13 protein-coding genes and 1 pseudogene are annotated in these 20,430 nt (G+C 35.8%); 4 read left to right on the top strand and 10 right to left on the bottom strand.

What is annotated here, in order from left to right:
- Positions 1–2 precede the first annotated feature (2 nt).
- The 6 genes and pseudogenes from mraY to znuC all read right to left on the bottom strand — a co-directional run bounded on the left by mraY (position 3) and on the right by znuC (position 9,689).
- Positions 3–1,085 (bottom strand): phospho-N-acetylmuramoyl-pentapeptide-transferase, encoded by a 1,083-nt coding sequence (mraY, locus tag ERCIKOCA2762_RS01915; RefSeq protein WP_157988521.1) that lies wholly within the window; start codon positions 1,083–1,085, stop codon positions 3–5.
- Positions 1,079–2,440, bottom strand: coding sequence for a UDP-N-acetylmuramoyl-tripeptide--D-alanyl-D-alanine ligase (gene murF / locus ERCIKOCA2762_RS01910; RefSeq protein WP_157988520.1), 1,362 nt, complete (start codon positions 2,438–2,440; stop codon positions 1,079–1,081). The genes mraY and murF overlap by 7 nt, the downstream gene beginning before the upstream one ends.
- The gene (gene murE, locus ERCIKOCA2762_RS01905; RefSeq protein ID WP_415017152.1) at positions 2,437–3,933 is read right to left on the bottom strand and encodes a UDP-N-acetylmuramoyl-L-alanyl-D-glutamate--2,6-diaminopimelate ligase; all 1,497 of its coding nucleotides are present in this window, start codon (positions 3,931–3,933) and stop codon (positions 2,437–2,439) included. The genes murF and murE overlap by 4 nt, the downstream gene beginning before the upstream one ends.
- 35 nt (positions 3,934–3,968) lie before the next feature.
- Positions 3,969–5,672 (bottom strand): annotated as a pseudogene (ftsI, locus tag ERCIKOCA2762_RS01900) (peptidoglycan glycosyltransferase FtsI); the annotation flags it as partial.
- 2,477 nt (positions 5,673–8,149) lie between these two features.
- The gene (znuB, locus tag ERCIKOCA2762_RS01895; protein WP_157988518.1) at positions 8,150–8,935 is read right to left on the bottom strand and encodes a zinc ABC transporter permease subunit ZnuB; all 786 of its coding nucleotides are present in this window, start codon (positions 8,933–8,935) and stop codon (positions 8,150–8,152) included.
- Positions 8,936–8,969: 34 nt separating this feature from the next.
- Positions 8,970–9,689 carry a zinc ABC transporter ATP-binding protein ZnuC gene (gene znuC, locus ERCIKOCA2762_RS01890; RefSeq protein WP_157988780.1) on the bottom strand — a complete coding sequence of 240 codons (720 nt, stop codon included), beginning with the start codon at positions 9,687–9,689 and terminating at the stop codon, positions 8,970–8,972.
- 73 nt (positions 9,690–9,762) lie between these two features.
- On the opposite strand from znuC, the gene znuA reads away from it, so the two are divergent.
- The 3 genes from znuA to nfo all read left to right on the top strand — a co-directional run bounded on the left by znuA (position 9,763) and on the right by nfo (position 13,705).
- Complete coding sequence (znuA, locus tag ERCIKOCA2762_RS01885; RefSeq protein WP_157988517.1) at positions 9,763–10,737, top strand: zinc ABC transporter substrate-binding protein ZnuA; 975 nt, start codon at positions 9,763–9,765, stop codon at positions 10,735–10,737.
- 15 nt (positions 10,738–10,752) lie between these two features.
- Positions 10,753–12,078, top strand: a complete 1,326-nt coding sequence (gene mepM, locus ERCIKOCA2762_RS01880) for a murein DD-endopeptidase MepM (RefSeq protein WP_269472444.1) — start codon at positions 10,753–10,755, stop codon at positions 12,076–12,078.
- Between the two features lie 787 nt (positions 12,079–12,865).
- Positions 12,866–13,705 (top strand): deoxyribonuclease IV, encoded by an 840-nt coding sequence (nfo, locus tag ERCIKOCA2762_RS01875; RefSeq protein ID WP_157988516.1) that lies wholly within the window; start codon positions 12,866–12,868, stop codon positions 13,703–13,705.
- Positions 13,706–13,812: 107 nt separating this feature from the next.
- Here the strand turns inward: nfo and fruA are convergent, their stop codons facing one another.
- The 4 genes from fruA to ERCIKOCA2762_RS01855 all read right to left on the bottom strand — a co-directional run bounded on the left by fruA (position 13,813) and on the right by ERCIKOCA2762_RS01855 (position 18,635).
- Complete coding sequence (gene fruA, locus ERCIKOCA2762_RS01870; protein WP_157988515.1) at positions 13,813–15,498, bottom strand: PTS fructose transporter subunit IIBC; 1,686 nt, start codon at positions 15,496–15,498, stop codon at positions 13,813–13,815.
- Positions 15,495–16,457, bottom strand: coding sequence for a 1-phosphofructokinase (gene fruK / locus ERCIKOCA2762_RS01865; protein WP_157988514.1), 963 nt, complete (start codon positions 16,455–16,457; stop codon positions 15,495–15,497). The genes fruA and fruK overlap by 4 nt, the downstream gene beginning before the upstream one ends.
- Positions 16,450–17,589, bottom strand: coding sequence for a fused PTS fructose transporter subunit IIA/HPr protein (fruB, locus tag ERCIKOCA2762_RS01860; protein WP_157988513.1), 1,140 nt, complete (start codon positions 17,587–17,589; stop codon positions 16,450–16,452). The genes fruK and fruB overlap by 8 nt, the downstream gene beginning before the upstream one ends.
- An 821-nt stretch (positions 17,590–18,410) precedes the next feature.
- Positions 18,411–18,635 (bottom strand): hypothetical protein, encoded by a 225-nt coding sequence (locus tag ERCIKOCA2762_RS01855; protein ID WP_157988512.1) that lies wholly within the window; start codon positions 18,633–18,635, stop codon positions 18,411–18,413.
- Positions 18,636–19,702: 1,067 nt separating this feature from the next.
- Between ERCIKOCA2762_RS01855 and ybeY the strand changes: the two genes are divergently transcribed.
- Positions 19,703–20,170, top strand: coding sequence for an rRNA maturation RNase YbeY (gene ybeY, locus ERCIKOCA2762_RS01850; RefSeq protein ID WP_157988511.1), 468 nt, complete (start codon positions 19,703–19,705; stop codon positions 20,168–20,170).
- Positions 20,171–20,430 lie beyond the last annotated feature (260 nt).

Here is a 20,430-nt window from a genome sequence, read left to right as displayed (position 1 = left end):
GCTTATCGTACCTGTAGACTTGTAAGACCAAACAGCACTAACATCAGTGAAATGATCCATAATCGCACAACAATGCGAGGCTCAGGAAAACCTTGTAATTCATAATGGTGGTGTAGTGGAGCCATACGAAAAAGACGCCGACCCCGCAATTTAAATGATCCAACCTGAAGGATGACAGAAATGGTTTCTATAACAAAGACCCCTCCCATAAGCATTAGCAGCAATTCTTGACATAATAGAATGGCTATCACACCAAGTGCAGCACCAAGCGCTAGCGAACCAACATCCCCCATAAAAATTTGTGCTGGATAGGTGTTAAACCATAAAAAACCTAACCCGGCTCCGCAAATGGAAGTACCGACAACAAATAACTCACTGGCACAACTGAGATAAGGTATATGAAGATATGTAGCGTACCGTATATTTCCAGTTGCTAACGCGACCAATGCCAAGCCTGAGGTTATTAATACTATTAACATAATAGCTAAACCATCTAGACCATCAGTTATATTTGCAGCATTACTGGTACCAACAATTACAATATAAGTGAGTAGTATATATAAAATACCCATTTGTGGTATCACATGTTTAACAAATGGTATAACTAATGCAGTGGAGAATGTATCTTTGCCTATGATGTACATTATGGTAGACATTGCGATAGCAATGACTGATTGAAAAGTGTACTTCCAAAATGGAGGCAATCCTATTGTGTTTTTGTGTACTATTTTACGGTAATCATCTATGAAACCAATAGCACCGTAACTTACTAGAGCAAATAGGACACAATAGACGTATGCATTACATATCTTTACCCACAGTAGTACTGAAGCAAGGATGGCTATGAGGATGATAATGCCCCCCATAGTTGGTGTGCCTCTCTTTTGAAAATGAGCTTGTGGGCCATTACTACGTATGACTTGATCACAAGATATCTTCTGAAGACAGCTAATCACAGAAGGTGCGATCCATAAACATATAAAAAAAGAAGTGAATAGACTGAAGATCGCGCGAGATATTAGATTGAAAACAACGGCACACCATGGATGTAATAGTATGATATTTTTAGCTAGATAAATTAACATGTACTGTGCTCCTGTAGAATTTGCACTATTTTGTCCATATTCGAACTACGCGAACCTTTAACTAGCAAGGTAATATATTGATGTTTCATCAGTAATTCATGCGCTCTTGCACTTAATGTCTCTGGATCTTCAAAGTATTCACCTATATTACTAGTACGTGCAATTTCATGCCCTAATGAGCCGATACTTAAGACTTTGTTAATCCCAGAATGGCGAATTTTATAACCTATTTGTTTGTGGTATATATTAGAATGGTGACCCATTTCTGCCATGTTACCAACAATCATGACACGATATCCTGGTCTATCTGCTAGTACATTCACTGCGGCAATCATAGATCCAACGTTTGCATTATAAGTATCATCTATGAGTAACTTATTTTTAGTAAATGGTATGGGGAAGAGACGCCCAGGTATTGCTTGTAAGTGTTGTAATCCCTTTGAGATAGAATTTAGTGGCGCGCTAATAGACATTGCTAATGCACTAGCAGCTAGTGCATTAGCAATGTAATGTTGTCCATGAAATGGAATCATTACTGATATACAACCTTGAGGTGTATGCAGATTAAAGTGTGTATTTAGTTGCGTACGAGTGATGCATGATGCATAAAAGTCGCAACATTTAATATGGTTTGATGAGAAGCACCAAATATTTTGACCTTGCAGTATATACTTCCATTTTACTAAATCATTGCTATCATGATTAATAATAGCGGTGCCATTTTGTGGTAAAGCTTGTAAAATTTCTCCTTTGGCTTTAGCTAGTCTTACAAGAGAGCCAAATCCTTCTAAATGTGAAGCGGATAGATTATTAATTAATACGCTTTCTGGTTGCGTCAATGCAGCAGTATAGAATAACTCTCCTGGATGGTTAGCTCCTAATTCAATAACCGCGTACTGATGTTCGTGTGTAAGGCGTAAAAGTGTAATAGGTACTCCAATATCATTATTCAGAGTACCCGAAGTAGATAACACTTGACCACACTGACGCAGAATAGATGCCGTCATCTCTTTTACCGATGTTTTTCCAGAAGATCCGGTAATTCCAACTACCTTGGCACCAGATTGTTGCCGTACCCATCTGGCTAGAACACCTAGTGCAATGCGTGTATCATTAACTACTATATGTGAAATTGGTAAACATAGTTTTTGATTGACTAAAAAACTAGAACATCCTGCAGATATGGCAGAGGAGATAAAATCGTGCGCATCGTAGTTCTTGCCTTTTAAAGCGATAAATAAACTTCCTGCATGCATTTTACGTGTATCCGTACTCACATTGAGAACTGTAATATCAGTACCATATAAGGTTCCTTGAGTAATCTCTGCTAATTGTTTTAATGTAATTGGAATCACCCTAGCTTCCTTAAAAGATGTAATACTAAATTTGAGTCAGAATAGCTAAAATTTTGTGTACCAAAAATTTGATAAGTTTCACTTCCTTTGCCAGCAATAAGTACAATATCATCTAATTCTGCTTTTTTTATTGCGTAGTTGATCGCTTGTGCACGATCTATGACTACGTAAGCGGATCCTGGAGTCAATAGACCACTCAAAATATCATTAATAATCATTCTCGGGTCTTCGTTACGTGGATTATCGCTAGTAATGATTGAAATGTCAGCAAGCTGTTCAGAAATTTTTCCCATTAAGGGACGTTTACTTTTGTCGCGATCACCACCGCATCCAAATACACACCATAATTTACCTTTACAGTGATAGCGTAGTATTATTAATACTTTTTCTAATGCATCAGGTGTGTGTGCGTAGTCCACTACTATTTTCGGTGTATTCAAGCCAGTAAAAATCTGCATACGGCCAGAGATTGGTGTTAATTTTTGAGCAGTATAGAGTAGTACATCTAGTGGATACTCTAAAGATAGCAGGGTAGCTAGACTAAGAAAGAGATTATTAATATTAAACGATCCTATTAATTGGGTATCAAACTGCCCATATCCCCAACTAGAGTTAAAAGATACACTAGTACCACTATCATGATAGATAATTTTTGTTGCCTGTAACCATTTCTGAGAGGGTGGTATACCACCATTAGTGGTAGTAACCAACACCGCATTAGGTAGAAGTTTTAGCCATTTACTCCCTATTGCATCATCATTATTTATGATCATATGCCTGACTTGATGTTGAGAAAATAATGTCCACTTACTATGTTCATAATGGATCATATTACCATGATAATCTAGGTGATCATGGCTAAGATTAGTAAAAACCGCTGCTGCAAAAGGTATATCTGCTACACGATATTGCGTCAGAGCGTGTGAAGACACCTCTATTCCTACAAGATTTACACCCTGATTGAGAAGAGAGGCTAGCGTTCGTTGTACATCCACTGCAGAATCAGTGGTGTTTTTAGTTAGCAATAATTGTCCATATAGGCCATTACCAAGTGTACCTATTACACCACTTAAGTTACCTAGAAGGTGCACCCACTGCGCTAATAGATGAGTAGTAGTAGTTTTACCGTTGGTTCCAGTTACACCAATAATCTGCAGTTTTTTGCCAGGACTCTGATAAAAACGTCCAGCAATTTCTGATAGAAATTGAGGCAGATTGATCAGGTGAATTACAGGAACACCGTTTATATTATCAATTTTTCCGTGATTTTCTTTCTCTTTAGTTTCAGTAATAACTGCTGCTGCACCGTGAGCGATGGCATCTGAGATAAAATAACGTCCATCAGTAAGATGTCCATTAATCGCTACAAATAAATCGCCTAAAACTATACTACGGCTATCTATTTGCATTTCCCGCAATGGACACTGAGGTGCGCGAGATACCCATGGAGCTAATAAATAACTCAGATTACGATATTGTATTAAGTGGTTCATATTTTGCCTACTTTGGTATTAAAATTCCGTTACATATCTGGCTTTATGTGCATTGTGTGTAGTACACTACTCATAATAGTACTAAATACAGGTGCTGAAACTGCACCACCGTAATATTGACCCGATTGAGGGTCATTAACTACGACCACTAACGCGAAACGAGGTTTACTGGCAGGGGCTACCCCAGCAGCATAAGCAATGTATCGGTTAATAAACTTACCGTTAGGTCCTACTTTTTTTACTGTACCTGTTTTAATGGCAATACGATAACCTTTGATAGCTGCTTTTACACCGCTTCCACCTGGAAGAGAAACGCTTTCCATCATATGTAATACCGTGCGTACTATTGGTTCAGGGAAAATACGTCTTCCTTCTACCGGCGAGACTACTTTAGTGATTGATAACGGGCGATAAATACCATAACTACCAAATGTTGCATAGACTCTCGCTAATTGTAATGGCGTTACCATGAGTCCATACCCAAAAGAAAACGCAGCTTTTTCTATATCAGACCAATGTTTTTTTCGAGGGCATAAACCCTTACTTTCTCCAATTAATCCTAAATTTGTTTTTTTACCTAAGCCAAATTTTGAGTAGGTTTCAACTAATGCATGAGAAGGCAGAGCCAATGCTAAACGAGTAACGCCAACGTTGGATGATTTTTGAAGTACTCCGGTGAGGGTAAGTTCATGATAGGACGCTACATCTCGAATTATGTGCCCATGAATACGGAATGGTTCGGTATTTAATATACTCTGTTCACTAACTATACTGTGTTTTAGTGCAGCCATAATGACCATAGGTTTTACTGTTGATCCTGGTTCAAACATATCTGTGATCGCACGGTTACGCATACTGTCTTGCGTAGATTGATGCAAGTTATTTGGGTTATAGGCTGGGCTATTTGCCATCGCTAACACTTCTCCAGTACGCACATCTAGTAGTACTGCTGTACCGGATTGAGCCTTGTGCAAAGATACTGCTTTATTTAACTCATGATATACTTGAGTTTGAATTTCTTCATCAATACTTAAAACTAGATTGTGTGCTTCTTGACTGTCTATGGAAGTAATGTCTTCAATAACCTCTCCTAAACGGTCTTTTCGTATTATCCTTGAACCAGGCTGTCCTGTGAGCCATTGATTAAAGCTCTTTTCAATACCTTCAATACCTTCCCCGTCAATATTAGTTACACCAATTAAATGTGAGGTTACTTGTCCAGCAGGGTAGTACCGACGTGATTCTTCACGTAAAAATATACCTGGTATCTTTAGTTTTTGGATATAACCACTAATTTCTGGATTAACTTGACGTGCTAGATAGACAAATCGGCTTGTAGGATTAGCGTTGATACGATCGGTGATTTGAGCGATCGGTATAGACAACACATCTGCTAGTGCTTTCCAATGATTATTGAAGATGACGTTGCCATTTTTATGCAGTGCTTTTGAGTCGGCTAAAATAGCATGCACTGGTACGCTCACTGCTAGCAGGCGCCCTTGTCGATCACTAATCATACCGCGTAATGTCGGGATCACTTGTACACGTAGTGATCGTAAGTCTCCTTCATGTACTAGGTAAGCAGGATTCATGACTTGTAACCAAGCTACTCGCAATAGCAACCCCGTCATACATAGGAGTATGCAACTAAATAAAAAAATAAAACGCCAGCGAGAAAAGCTACTTTTTATTTCCCTGTTTTTTAATTTTTTATTATATGTATATTTTATGGTTTTCATCCTGTGCGCTATGCCTATATTAGACACCATGATTGTATAAACATGTTATTAATGATAGTGCATCTATTTTTTCATGGTTATTTTACAAAAATAATACTCTTCGGTGAGTAAAGACTAATATAAGTTCGAGGTATCTTTTGATATATGAAGGTTTAATACCCTAGAAGTAGTTTTTAGTTTCCTATCAAAGATATATATCAGCATCTGTTTATAAAGCATTATATTTATGTGACTGATTAGAGTGCAAAGTACATGATACTTAAAAGTATTTTGATCTTTTTCTAAATTACCGACATTTGATGTATATCAAAGCCTTAAGGATTGCGCTTATTATTGCTTCAAAAGAATAAGCATTTGTTATGTGATAAATGAGAATGTCAGGGATTGAGTATTGTCGATAGCGATATAATGTGTCAATTATGATAGTAAATTAGGTGTCTGTGACGAGCAAGTTAAGAAAAACATACTTATCGGAAAGATAGCTATTATTTTATTGCTATACCTTGAATGACCTTTGAGCTATTTGATTCAATCACCCTCTGATAGCTGCATAGCGCTTGATGATTCATCATTTAAAAATTGCATACAAGACTGTAAGAATTTTTTTGATTTCGCATAAGAATATTGGATATAGCAAGTATGAGAATAGATAATGTTTTTGGTTGTTGAGTTTTTGACCTCATTGAGCTACGTCTCACATATCTGAAGAAATGAGATATAATATGCCTATCTATTATGATTACCAGCACTTCAATCGAAAATATGTTATGTTCATAACATGCTTTCATAATTGAATACATATTAAAAATATTTATTTCACTGTCGATTTAGCTATAATATGGTAAATGTGTAACGAGAATAGTGTTGACTTATTCTCTGTAAGACAATAAAGAGTGAATCTCTAATAACGTATACTTCAGGAAGAGTAAGTTCTATTTCTTGTGCATCAGTATTTTACATTTTTCTTTAGTGAATCTATTAGGAATATGTTATGTCGTATTAAGTAGTAGAAATTGAATGATAGTCACACCAATTCTTATTGGTGGTTTATGATGTCAACGTCCTTATTTAATAGATTTAGTGATTATATTAAAAAATAGAGACAGATTAGAGCTAAGTCTCATCATATTTTGATATCTACTTTCGTACTTATTCCTAATCGGCATTTATCCAAAATATATTTTTTTGATCGATGCAGACTTAATAGGTAAGCGCCGATAGATTCATGTTCATATGCATATAAATTATAAAATACAATAAGGTTATAGGCGGGCATATATAGTCTATATTAAGGTGAGTAGGCTAGTTGTGCAGATTAGAGATCAGTATTATCGAGATATAATTTTAAACTTCTTATCCAATAATAGCATTTTACGTATCGGTAAAGATACCACATACTAGTGATAAAAAGCAAGAAGAGGTTTTAATACAGAAAATATTTTGTTATAATATAAGAGAAATTTGATGCGCTATCGGTAAACTCATTGATAGATTCAGAGAGATATATGCCTCATAGATAGTTTAAAAGAATAATATTAAAATATTCGTATAGTGTGCTTGTGTACCGTTGATGACACATACATCAGTATGGGATTCACTTGCGTTAATACATACATGTTCTGTAGGTATGCATAAATACGCTACTACACCTCTTGGGAGTCATCATAGCTCTAACTGTTCTGCAGTATACAACGACTGCATTACACGTTAAGTGCAATACTTGATTTCAGTGATATAGCCATAGAATTACCTTTGAGAATTTCGAAATTTCACAATGTTTTTTGAAAAACTGGTATATGCTTCTATATTTTCTATTTAATGCATAAAATAGAAGCAATTACTATCGTTGTAGTGTACTTAAGTACATGAATAGCTAATACGCTAGTCTTGTTGATTAAAGAGTACCGCATGCCTTATATAAGGGATCAAGAAAAACTATACATCTAGTATACATGGCATAACAGTCGTAAGTATTAAAAGGATTGTGGCTTAAAGTAAACCTCATAACACCTCATAACATTAAGCAAAAATGGCTCAGTATTTTTGCGTGTTACTAGTATATTAAGGGACATCAAAATATATAGAACATAGATTCATTCATATCCAATAATATATAGTCTCACATTATCTAAGCGAAGAAATCATAAGATGATTGTTATACAATAGTCTCTTTAAGTGAGTTAAAAAAAGTAGTTTCCAGTATTACTGGTATATTATTAATTTTATTAATTCGTTTAGATTAAACCTAATTGATGTGGAACATATCAACATCCACATAAATCGTAAATAGACTGGAATACACTATTGATCTTGAAAAGATTTCAATACATTAGGATGTCTGTTTGCTTTCAACGAGTGAAGTATTAAGAAAAACCTTAGAGAATATTTTCGCCCGATAGATATCAATACTTTTGGGAAGCGACTGGTATTGAAGGTATGATTATCTAAATTTAAGAGATTGAGATCATGCTTTGGTCTTATATCTCTTGCTTTTTAATGACGCTAAACATAAACATGATTGCTGCTCCTAACACCACAGATGGTCCTGCTGGCGTATCATACAATGCGGAAAAAATTAATCCTATTGTTACTGCAAGCGCACCTATAATAACCGCTAATATAGCCATTTGCTCAGGAGAGTGCGCAAATCGACGTGCAGTGGCTGCCGGGATAATTAACAGAGAGGTTATAATTAAAGCACCGACGAACTTCATAGATATGCCAATAGTTAATGCAGTAATAAGCATTAAAATAACTCTTGTTCTCTGAATACTAATACCGTCAACATGTGCTAATTCGGCGTGTACAGTTAGTGAAAGGAGCGCACGCCAATGCCAAATGAGAACAGATAAAACAAGTATAACTCCAGTCATGATCAGCCATAAATCATTATATGTCATAGACAGTAGATCACCAAAAAGGTATGTCATTAAGTCTACACGAATATTAGATATTAGACTGACTAATACTAATCCTAATGAAAGAGAGCTATGAGCTAAAATGCCTAATAAGGTGTCAAGTGCTAAATGGGAGTAATGTTCCAACCATACTAATATAAAAGCTAAGAATACTGTCATAAGCATTACTGCATAAAAAGGATTAATATCTAATAATAACCCACATGTCACACCGAGTAGTGAAGCATGTGCTAATGTATCGCCAAAATAAGACATACGTCGCCAGATAATAAATGACCCTAAGGGTCCGGTAATAGCAGTAAGCAAGACTCCGGTGATCCAACTAGGAAACAGTAGCTCAATCATTTCCAATTAACCCCCTGTATATAATAATAGATCTTTATGAATCACACCGATGCATGTGAGTTTTGTGATGATAAATAGCTAGCTTTCTAGCCCCCAGATGGCCAAACATGGAGATAAATTCTGGATGTTGCGATACTGCTTGTGATGTGCCAGAGCAGCAGATATGCTGATTTAGACATAGGACTTCATCAGTTTTAGCCATAACAAAATGCAGATCATGTGAGACAATTAAAACACTACAATGGAGTTCATGTCGAAGTTGGTCAATTAAATCATATAATTTGACCTGACAATCAATATCGACACCCTGAGTGGGTTCATCAAGTACTAATAATTTAGGTTTGTTGAGTAAGGCGCGAGCTAGTAACACCCTCTGCATTTCACCTCCTGATAATTTTTGGAGCGGCAGTGTCATCAAATGTTCTGCATGTACGCGCTGTAATGCAGGTAGAATGTCTCGATGTTTGACAGTTGGCCGTAAGTGCATAAAGCGATCTACCCTTAAAGGAATGGCGGCATCTAAAAACATTTTTTGTGGAACGTACCCAATACAAAATTTTGATAGGCGTTTTACAGTTCCCGAAGTTGGTATGATTAGTCCTAACACCACGCGTACTAGTGTGGATTTACCCGCTCCATTTGGTCCAAGTAATGTCAATATTTTCCCAGATTGTAGATTGAGTGAGATATTATTAAGTACAAAACGTTGACCAAGTTTTACTGAAACTTGCTTTATACTGATTAAAGTGGATATATTCATGATCATGATAGAATTTTTACATGCAAGAAGATGATTAATATAGTCTATCGAAATGGAAGTTAGCATAATGTTACATATCAGTTTGCACAAAATATTCATCTTAGCGGGCATGTTAATTATAGGATTAGCGTCCCTTTCAGCTCAAGCTACGATTGTTGCTTCTGTCAAACCTATCGGTTTCATTGCTGCAACTATTGCTGATGGTGTGACATCGGTCTCTGTTCTTTTACCAGATGGCGCATCTGTGCATAGTTATGCATTACGTCCTTCAGATATTAAAAATCTTAAGAACGCAGAATTAGTAGTCTGGGTTGGGCCTGACATGGAAGCATTTATGAGCAAGGCAATTTCGAATGTATCCATATTACATAATAATATCCAAATAGACCAGATCCCTGGTGTACAAGCATTGCTATTAAGAGGTGTTGAACATGCAGAACTAGGCAGTTTATATAGACATATCGGTGAAAAAAAGATTGAAAATTCCGTTTCTACAGACAGACAAGGTCGCCATTATCATGGCGAATATAACATGCATTTATGGATGTCCCCGGACATTGCAAAAAAAATAGCGATTGCTATTCATGCAAAACTATTACAACAGATGCCTATTAGTCAGGATAAATTAGATGCGAATTTACGCTATTTTCAATCCACACTATTCGTGGCTAATGATAAAATTCATAAACAACTTGCTCCATTTAAAGATAAAGGATATTTGGTTTTTCATGATGCTTACACCTATTTTGAAAAGCATTACGGTCTTAGCCCTACTGGTTATTTTACTATCAACCCAGAGATTCAACCAGGCGCAAAGCGTTTGCATCATATTAGGATGAAACTTATTGAACAAAAAGGAATCTGTATCTTTGCTGAGCCACAGCTTAGGCCTACGGTAATGCAAGCTATTTCTAGAGGGACTGATGTGCGTTCTGGTATATTAGATCCTCTTGGTGCCAGTATTACTCTAAGTAAAGATAGTTACGTGCAATTTCTTGTACAGCTATCTGATCAGTATACTAGCTGTTTCAAGGGAGATTAATCAAGGAAGTGGTGCGTGCAGAAACAATTCAAGATGTTTAGTTTAGTATTTTATTATTTATGTTCTTTTCACCGTATTTTATTGAGTACGCTCATGTCGGTGCCTCTAAGTATTTCTCTTGCGCAGTCGCATCTCGAGCTAACTCATCATGCGGATCTCAAGGTGAGCCCTGTCCATGTTCAAGCGCATCATCTTAATGCTTTTCTACCTAAAGATAGTGAACCTATTGATGAAGGCACTCTATCGCTTGAAGAAGATGTACTAAAAGATGAAATAGATACTGACATCTCTAATGAAATTAGCGTGCATGAGCATGTGGTTTCTAAAGGAGATGCATTTAGCACCATACTTCACCAATATGATGTTGAGCAAGAAGATATTAGGAAATTAATAACGGTTGACACAGAGATGCGAAATTTACACATTGGCCAAAAATTGGCCTGGGTACTCAATGAGGATAATAAAATAGAGCATTTAATATGGGAACGCTCACAGAGTGAAAAACGCTACTATGATCGCACTAAAGAAGGTTTTAAGGTGTCTATATTATTTAGAACTGGTGAATCGTACCAAAAGATCATGAAAGTCGTTGTCAACGGTAGTTTTATTAATAGTGCAAAATTATCTGGCTTAAATAGTCATGAAATCAGAGCAGTAATTACATCTTTGCAGTGGCAAATTGATTTTCGAAAACTACATGATGGGGATTGTTTTGATATATTAACAATGCATGCAACGTTAAATAGCGTAAAGCAGCATAGTGAGCTTTTAGGGGTGAGGTTTCGCAATAGTAGCAAGGATTATTATGCCATTCGGGCTTCTGATGGTAAATTCTATGATTGCAACGGATCTGGGTTAGCAAGTGGTTTTATGCGTTTTCCAACCGTCAGAAAATATCGCGTGTCATCTCCATTTAACCCACGACGCACCAATCCAGTAACTGGCCGCATTGCACCACATAAAGGCGTAGACTTTGCAGTGCCTATTGGCACTCCAGTGTTGTCTATCGGAAATGGTGAGGTAATTGTGTCAACATATAGTGAGACAGCTGGGAACTATATAGCTATACGTCATGGTCGTCAATATATGACGCGTTACATGCATCTTAAGACGTTGTTTGTTAGAAAAGGACAGAAAGTTAAACGTGGTGAATCGATTGCGCTTTCTGGCAATACTGGACGCTCAACAGGACCACACATTCATTTTGAGACATGGATAAATAACCAAGCTGTCAACCCTATGACAGCTAGACTACCTGCGATGGAAAAATTAACGGGTAAAGAACTTCGTTCATATTTGCGTCGTGTACAAAAAGTGTTGTTCCAATTACATAAAGAGTAATGTAGAGAGCACATCGAGTATGAATCTTTAGTATATCTCAGATACTATCAATTAAGAAAATGTAGTATGACTACCATATTATTTTACCTAATCTCATAGTGTTTCTTAGGCCTATATAATTCTATTATAGAACTTGACATCTTAAAGATGGGCTTCATCGCCACATTTATTGTATCGTATAGATATTAGGAATCACTATTAATGTTATATTAAGTTTTTATGAGCACTCTATAATTTTGAAAAGATTGGCATTGGTCAGTTATAAACATGCAAAATATGGATCTTTATAAATAGAATTATACTAATAGCATCTTCTATGTGGATCGAGTATTAGATTACTTGATAACATTGTCAAAATTTATATAAATATTTTAACTGATATTGTCTGTGTTTTGCATCAATATAATGGTTGTTGTTTTATGTAAAGATGATGTTAGGTGCAATCTATAGCTGCATGACAATATACAGGGAAGGTGCACATATTATCTAGGATATACAACAATAGAGAAATCAACGCATCACATATCATGGCGAAACATAGCTTGATAATGTCATTGCACACGCATTCATGTAAGGCACAACAACTTTTTGAAAATAAATCTCTTGAGTGATGCTACTACAGTCAAGTTTATAATAGTTTTTTAAATATTTGAAATCTAACCAAAAACATATTATTAATATAACCAATGACTGTTGTCGCATGGGAATTTTTTCTCATGTGATTTGGCAGTATACTATTTACGGTTTCTTATAGTTTGCTATTTTATTCATTTGTAGGATGAGCATTATGAAATATATTGGAGCTCATGTTAGCATTGCAGGGGGTTTAGAGTATGCAGTAGAGCGTGCTGCACAGTTAAAAGCTACAGCTTTTGCACTCTTTACTAAAAATCAACGACAATGGTGCTCCCCTTCCTTGACTGTTGAAAAAATTACTAGATTCCATCTTGCATGTATCAAGAACAATTATACATCAGCACAAATTATGCCTCATAGTAGTTATTTGATTAATCTAGGGCACCCCAGGTCATATGAATTAAACAAGTCACGCACCGCACTATTAGATGAAGTTTTGCGGTGTCAGAAATTAAATTTACGTCTTCTTAACTGTCATCCAGGTAGTCATTTGCAACAAATTACAGAAGACAAATGTCTAGAGCGTATTTCTGAATCTATTAATATCGTCCTGAATCAAACATCAGAAGTGACTGTTGTGATTGAAAACACTGCGGGTCAAGGTAGTAATCTAGGATTTCTATTTGAGCATTTATCCACTATTATAAGGGATGTAGAAGACAAATCCCGTATTGGCGTATGCATCGATACTTGTCATGCTTTCGCAAGTGGTTATGATCTACGTAGTGAAAGCAATTGTATTGAGACATTTTCTGAATTTGAAAAAATTATTGGTTTTCAGTATTTACGTGGTGTGCATCTTAATGACTCGAAAGGTAAGTTTAACAGCCGGGTTGACCGTCATCATAGTTTAGGATTAGGAAATATAGGTTTAACTGCGTTTCATTGGTTGATGAAAGATCCACGTTTTAATGGTATTCCTATGATTCTTGAAACAGTTAATCCCGATCTATGGAAAGATGAAATTGCTTGGTTAAAAACTAGACAGTAACAATAAAATGGAAAATACTATTTTTTTTGAAAATAGTATCATCCTTAAAATGGGGTCGCTAATTGTTATTTATGATATAAGTTAAGTACTTTATATTATATAAAAGTTTAAGAAAGATCGATTTTTGAATTTTTAAAGGCGGCGTAAGAAATTCCTCCTATTAGTGTTCCAATAATTATCGATACAAGGTAGCCCGCTATTGGCGTAATGACGCCGGGAATTAATAACACAAATAGGCCCCCATGTGGTGCTATTAGTTTAGCGCCAATAGCCATCGAGACCCCACCAGTAACTGCGCCGCCGATAGCGCAACATGGTAGCACACGCATGGGATCTCGTGCTGCAAATGGAATAGCACCTTCAGAGATAAAGCACATGCCTAACACTATAGCTGTTTTACCCAATGATCTTTCACTGCCACTAAACTTATTAGGGGCGATCAATGTTGCTAATCCCATGGAGAGCGGGGGTATCATGCCTGCTGCCATAATAGCTGCCATAGGTGTATAAGTTTGTGAACTAAGGAGCCCTATACCAAATGCATATGCTATTTTATTCAGCGGGCCTCCAATATCAATACACATCATTCCACCTAAAACAGATCCTAACAGGATGGCATGGGTAGTTCCAAGGTTACTTAATGCATTGGTTAGCCACAACATAATTCCTGCAATCGGTGTACCTACTACATATACCATTATAAGGCCTGTCAGAAGACTAGCCATAACTGGAAGTATTAAGAGTGGTTTTAATGATTCCATGCTGTTTGGCATTTTGAGATGAGAGTTAAGATATTGAACGATATATCCAGATATAAAACCAGCCATCATACCACCGAGAAAACCGGCATTAATATGAACTGCTAACATTCCACCAATTAAACCAGGTGCCAAACCCGGGCGATCGGCAATTGAAAATGCAATAAATCCTGCTAAAACCGGTATCATGAGAGTCAGGGCAGAACCACTACCGATTTGCATGAGCGCGTTGACCAGAAAATACGATTCATCAAATGAGCTGCTAATAGCAAATGACAAAGCAGTGATCAGACCGCCTGTTACGACCATTGGCAACATATAGGAAACGCCAGTCATTAAATGACGATAAATATTATAGCGCGCATTACTGTTACCTTGCGGTTCTGTGTAGATCTGTGGAATTGGAAGATTATAGATTTTTGCATGTAGACAGGCGTTATCCAGTTCCTGTTCTGTATTTTTTAGCGCTAAGACGGTAGAAGTTTGATACATGCGCTTACCGACAAACTTAGATAAATCCACTTCAATATCAGTGGCTGTAATGACCAAGTCTGCATGAGAGATTTCATTGTCGGTAATAATATTTTTTGTTCCTATAGAACCTCGTGTTTCTACCTTAATCCACCAACCTCTTTTTTTAGCTTCAGTTTCAATGGCTTTAGCGGCCATAAAAGTATGTGCAACACCCGTGGGACAGGCAGTGACTGCTAGTACTTTTTTAATTTCATTGCGATGTTTTGGTAGGTTGGTTAATGGATTTTCGGGAATACTATATGGTTGAGCCTGAACCTGTGCTTCTAATAAGCTATCAGCTGTATTTAACATAAAGCGTGTAGTATCTACCATATACACGTATTTACCATTTAATCGTTCATCTCGTGGATATTGTGTACCGAGAACGAGAATTAAATCAGCTTTTTCTATGTTTGTAGTGATTAAAATATTTATTTTTTTTGCGACTGCTGTAATAATATTCTGAGCTATATGATGCGTAGCTAAACCCACTGAAGAGTCAACAATTAGCATATTTTTCATGATTTAACTCCAGCTTTGTGCATGGCATACGGACATAGATCAACACGCTCCATCATGGTATACAATGCTGCGAGGTTAGTTATACCAACGTTACTTTGGTTGACAGTCAGCACAGCAAGGGCGGTAGCTAAACGTAGAGTATATTCACTAGATTTTTTCATGAGTAAGCCGTACATCAACCCCCCAACCATAGCATCACCAGCTCCTACGGTGCTAATAACATTACAGGATGGTGGTTTTGCGATCCACGCTCCATTAGAGTTAATCCATATTGCTCCTTCATCACCCAAAGATACCACTACATGCTCGATACCTTGGTGGTGTAAGGTATAGGCGGTAGCGATTACATCTTTGATGGTTGGTAGATGGCGGTTGGCCCAGATTTCCAATTCATGTCGATTAGGCTTAATCAGCGATGGTTTTGTGTGTATCCCTGCAACCAAAGCATCACGACTACTATCAAATACAATAAATGGACAAGATCTGCATAATTGTTGCATCCACTCAGAAAAAGAAGAGATCAAAAGTCCTTCCGGGAGACTGCCACTAACACAGATCATATCAAATTGGCTAAAAAAGGTAAAAGATTCAGTAGCAAAATCCTCCCATTCGTTTTTTGTTATTTTAAATCCTGAAAAATTCAGCTCTGTTAGTTTACCCTGTTGCGTAGTTAATTTCACATTAATACGTGTGTGTCCTTCCACCATACGGAAGCGGTCAATGATACCTGTGTTAATGAAAAGACTTTTAAATGCTTCTTGATTTTCTTTTCCAAGGAATCCAAAGACTGTCACATCTACACCTAAGCTGGTTAATATTTTAGCAACATTAATTCCTTTTCCACCTGCATGCAAACCCAATGTATTAACTACATTTATGTGTCCATATTGCAAATCAGAAGTATATCCCACTAAGTCATAGGCTGGATTAAAAGTTATAGTAGCTACGCGTTTATTCATGTGTATCCTCACCTAATCCACTCAAGATCGCTTCTCTTACGGCTGCCAGCATCTTTTGAGCTTCTTGACCTCTTGCCGTAAAGCGCAAACGATGGCCTTTCTTTACGCCTAGTGCAACCATTTTCATTAAACTACGCCCATTAGCTATTTTGTCACTACCATCAAGATTCATCACGTTAACTTCGCAATTGAATCGTTTAATTACATTAATTAACACAGTGCCTGGGCGTGCATGCAACCCATGTTCATTATGTATAGTAAACTCTTCTATTACCGTTGGTTCTATAGATTCTAATCTATCATTAGTTAGTATATTTAAGATAGTGGTAGCATTGCCATTTAAAAGCGTATGAGCTTTATTCTCAACAAGCAAATGACTTAAATGATTTAAAACCGCTAGTGGTTGATCATCAGTTATAGAGATGCTTATTAACAGAGAAACAGTTTGGTTTTGAATCCGAAATGGTACCATTACACGACTAATTGCAATCGCACTCACTAGGTTTCCACAACTACTTTCGTTAAGCCAAATGCCTTGTCCTAGATTGATTGGTGGATTTATAATCACACGTGTAACAAAAGAATCATCTATCGCGTTAGCTTGTTTTAACATACCCGCATTTAATGCTTGCAGTGTGATTATATTGTGAGCTCTAACTTCTGTAGCAATAAGCGAAGCATCAAATTTGAATGACAAGGCAGACGTTTCTCCTACGAAGAGATTGCGTACATCTTCTGCTGTTTGTATGGCTTTAATTTTTTTACTTAAATTTACGTCACTTAAAGCATGAGTGATCTGAGTCAGTAAATTCAAATGCTCATCAGATTTAGCTGCAATGCCAATAACTATATACGCTGTGTTCTTTTCGCCCCAGCATACCCCATTCGGAAACTGAAATACCTGTATGCCAGTTTCTAATACAAGATCTCGAGTCTCTACTGTGCCATGTGGTATCGCTATACCATTACCTATATAAGTAGAAATTTGCTTCTCGCGTACTAACATACCATCTACGTAACCATCACTAATGTTTCCAGCTTTATGTAAAGTCGCAGCAACTTGACGAATAGCATCTTCTTTATCGAGAGCCTGAGCTCCTAGCGTGATGGAATTGAGTGTTAGCTGCAACATGCCTCTCCCTGTTGGTTAATTTCAATTTTTTGATTATATTTTATACGAGATAAGGTTATAAAGTATCACAGGAAGAAGATATAGCAATAGGACTCATAATTTTAAATATCCATAATTCGTATGATACAGTATATTTTTAAGTTTTTTGATTGAATCTATACCAGATTTTTAATGAGATTTGATGTTTTCCATCATTGTTGGCTTAAACCGTTGATAGTGTCTTCTGATTAGATCGGGTGAGGATTGAGTTTTCTAAAGTACTGCTGATATCCGCGTTATAATATTATTATAGTCCGAGAAGTATTAAAAAAGCACAAAGGGTAGTGCTGTGTATATCGTAATTTGACGCAGAGGCATTAAATTTTTTACTGACCGTGTGTACACTGATTTGCGATAAAAATCATCATTTTGATGCGTAATCATGATGGAACTAATATAGTATATCGCTTTATTCTTAATCGTGGTTTTTGATATGTTGTGCTTGCAACTTTATATATAATTTTTCTTTCTTTTAAATAATGCATCACGATTATCACTCGAAATCAATGGAAATTTTTTACGCCGCACATGGCTATGGAAGCATAAACCTTTTTTCAATGCGGACCTTCACATCTGAAGAAAATAGAAGAGCATCATAAATTTTTTTAAAGTGGTACATGGTAATATAATAAGGTTGTAGAAGGAAAATTATTAACCATATGAAATTGATAAGTTGAGTGAGTAAACCGCAAACGAAAGTCATGTGTATTGCAAGCACAAGGCGCAATCTGCACGCAAATTCTAATCTGATTTTGAAGTAACTAGAGCCCATTAAGACGTATTTAATTTGATATAAGTAGGATTCCTGATATTGCATCAAATACATCAAATACATCAAATACATCAAATACATCAAATACATCAAATACATCAAATACATCAAATACATCAAATACATCAAATACATCAAATACATCAAATACATCAAATACATCAAATACATCAAATACATCAAATACATCAAATACATCAAATACATCAAATATGGTATTGTACCATGCCTCCATGTTACATACAATTCATAAAATATATACAATATTGCGATGTCAATTTGTGATAGCATTAGCGGGTTTTAATTAATACAGTAGATTACTATACTGGCAACTTTGAAATTATAGTTGAAAGATTTGTAAAAACTAGAATGATTTTCATCATATTTTGAGTGGTTTTGCATTGTCTATCCTTAGCAAAACACTACAAAGATCTATGTCATATAAATCATGCTGAATACAAGCAAGGTTTGTAGAGGCATTATAAACACATAGTTCTTTTTTAAAATTTTTCGAATGTATGATATAACGCTTGTTATATTTTTTTTGCGTTTTCCGATGTTACAATTAATTTAATTATGCACATGAACAGTGCGGATATTAATAGTAGCAGGCAAAATGATTAGGATGTATTGATTAGTGCTCAGTTAGTTTTTCATATATCAATTTATGATATTACAGCACGGTTTTAAAACTCTATTATCGAATATTTTAAGATTAAGAGCGTGGTTCGTATTAAAATACATATTTTTTTAAAAAAAATTACAATATGTATATTACGGTATTCCAATATTTATTTGTTTTTTATATCCATGAGAGATATAGAAGTTGATGAATACCTATCATATTTAGTAGAAAAAGTAGAACCTACTACAACTAAATCATCGTGATATATAGTACTCTAATCTTATTACTAGATAATATTTTCTCGAGGACGTATTTTTTGTAAAAGGCCTCACGTTTAAAAATAGATAGAATGACAATAGATCACTTTTTCTTTTTTCTTTATCAGGTGTTGAAGCTCGCGCGTGATCCGTATTAATTGAATAATAAAAGTAGCATAATCATAATATAAAGATATTTTAAATTCATTGAGTAACCACTAAGGATTATAAATTATAAGCGGAAGCTAATACAGTCTCTTTTTAGTTTGCTCTATGAATATATATGAAATATAAGATATATTATTAAATATAAAATATAATAATTAAAGACTGATGTTGGATTGTATCCGTTAAGTATTAAATATTTTCACATGAGTAATGAGCATTTCTTTCTAAAAGAGATAGAAAATAAGGAATAAAATGATTTTAGATCTTCAAGTTGCTTGCCAAAACAAACAGGGGTTACCAATAAAAGCTGATTTTTTGCGCTGGATAAAAGCAGCTATTCCAGCACATCATCAAAAAAAAGAAATTACTATTCGTCTGGTAGATGAAGACGAAATGCAAAGATTAAATGTGACTTTTTGTAAGAAAGATAGACCGACAAATATTCTCTCTTTTCCTTTCAGATCTCCCCCTCATCTAAAGCTCTTACTATTAGGTGATGTAATTATTTGTCGTCAAATTGTTGAGTGTGAAGCTATTGAGCAGCAGAAGTCTCTTGAATCACATTGGGCACATATGGTTATTCATGGAATCTTACACCTCTTGGGCTATGATCATTATTCGAAGAGTTCAGCAGAAGAAATGGAATCCATAGAGAAAAAAATTATGCTTGCGCTAGGTTATACGGATCCCTACTTGATATGCCAGGAATTTATGCAATAAATCAGTCTGGATGTAAAAATCAAAAACTATATTATATGTTGCTAATCGCTGCGAAGTGTGAAGGGCTCTCTCATGTCTGATTATCTATATTTTAACTTGCAAGGGATAGAGAATCTACTAAATATTTTAAATGACGGTATAAAAGATCTATGATTCGGAGTATTCTTTTTCTTATAAAACAACGGATATCTCATTTATTAGTTTCTATAAATACGATCCGGGTTTTTACTCTTGTCTAGCTTCTTGGAAGGATTATCATA

The sequence above is a fragment of the Candidatus Erwinia haradaeae genome, from assembly GCF_900698935.1.
In the GTDB taxonomy this organism is placed as follows: Bacteria; Pseudomonadota; Gammaproteobacteria; order Enterobacterales; family Enterobacteriaceae; genus Erwinia_E; species Erwinia_E haradaeae_D.
Note: the sequence above shows the minus strand (reverse complement) of the source record. Positions and strands in the feature narration are given on the sequence as shown.

Coding starts and splice junctions, on each gene's coding strand:
- mraY (WP_157988521.1), bottom strand. CDS start 1,085: ATGTTAATTTATCTAGCTAAAAATATCATACTATTACATCCATGGTGT.
- murE (WP_415017152.1), bottom strand. CDS start 3,933: ATGAACCACTTAATACAATATCGTAATCTGAGTTATTTATTAGCTCCA.
- znuB (WP_157988518.1), bottom strand. CDS start 8,935: ATGATTGAGCTACTGTTTCCTAGTTGGATCACCGGAGTCTTGCTTACT.
- znuA (WP_157988517.1), top strand. CDS start 9,763: ATGTTACATATCAGTTTGCACAAAATATTCATCTTAGCGGGCATGTTA.
- nfo (WP_157988516.1), top strand. CDS start 12,866: ATGAAATATATTGGAGCTCATGTTAGCATTGCAGGGGGTTTAGAGTAT.
- fruA (WP_157988515.1), bottom strand. CDS start 15,498: ATGAAAAATATGCTAATTGTTGACTCTTCAGTGGGTTTAGCTACGCAT.
- fruK (WP_157988514.1), bottom strand. CDS start 16,457: ATGAATAAACGCGTAGCTACTATAACTTTTAATCCAGCCTATGACTTA.
- fruB (WP_157988513.1), bottom strand. CDS start 17,589: ATGTTGCAGCTAACACTCAATTCCATCACGCTAGGAGCTCAGGCTCTC.
- ERCIKOCA2762_RS01855 (WP_157988512.1), bottom strand. CDS start 18,635: ATGGAGGCATGGTACAATACCATATTTGATGTATTTGATGTATTTGAT.
- ybeY (WP_157988511.1), top strand. CDS start 19,703: ATGATTTTAGATCTTCAAGTTGCTTGCCAAAACAAACAGGGGTTACCA.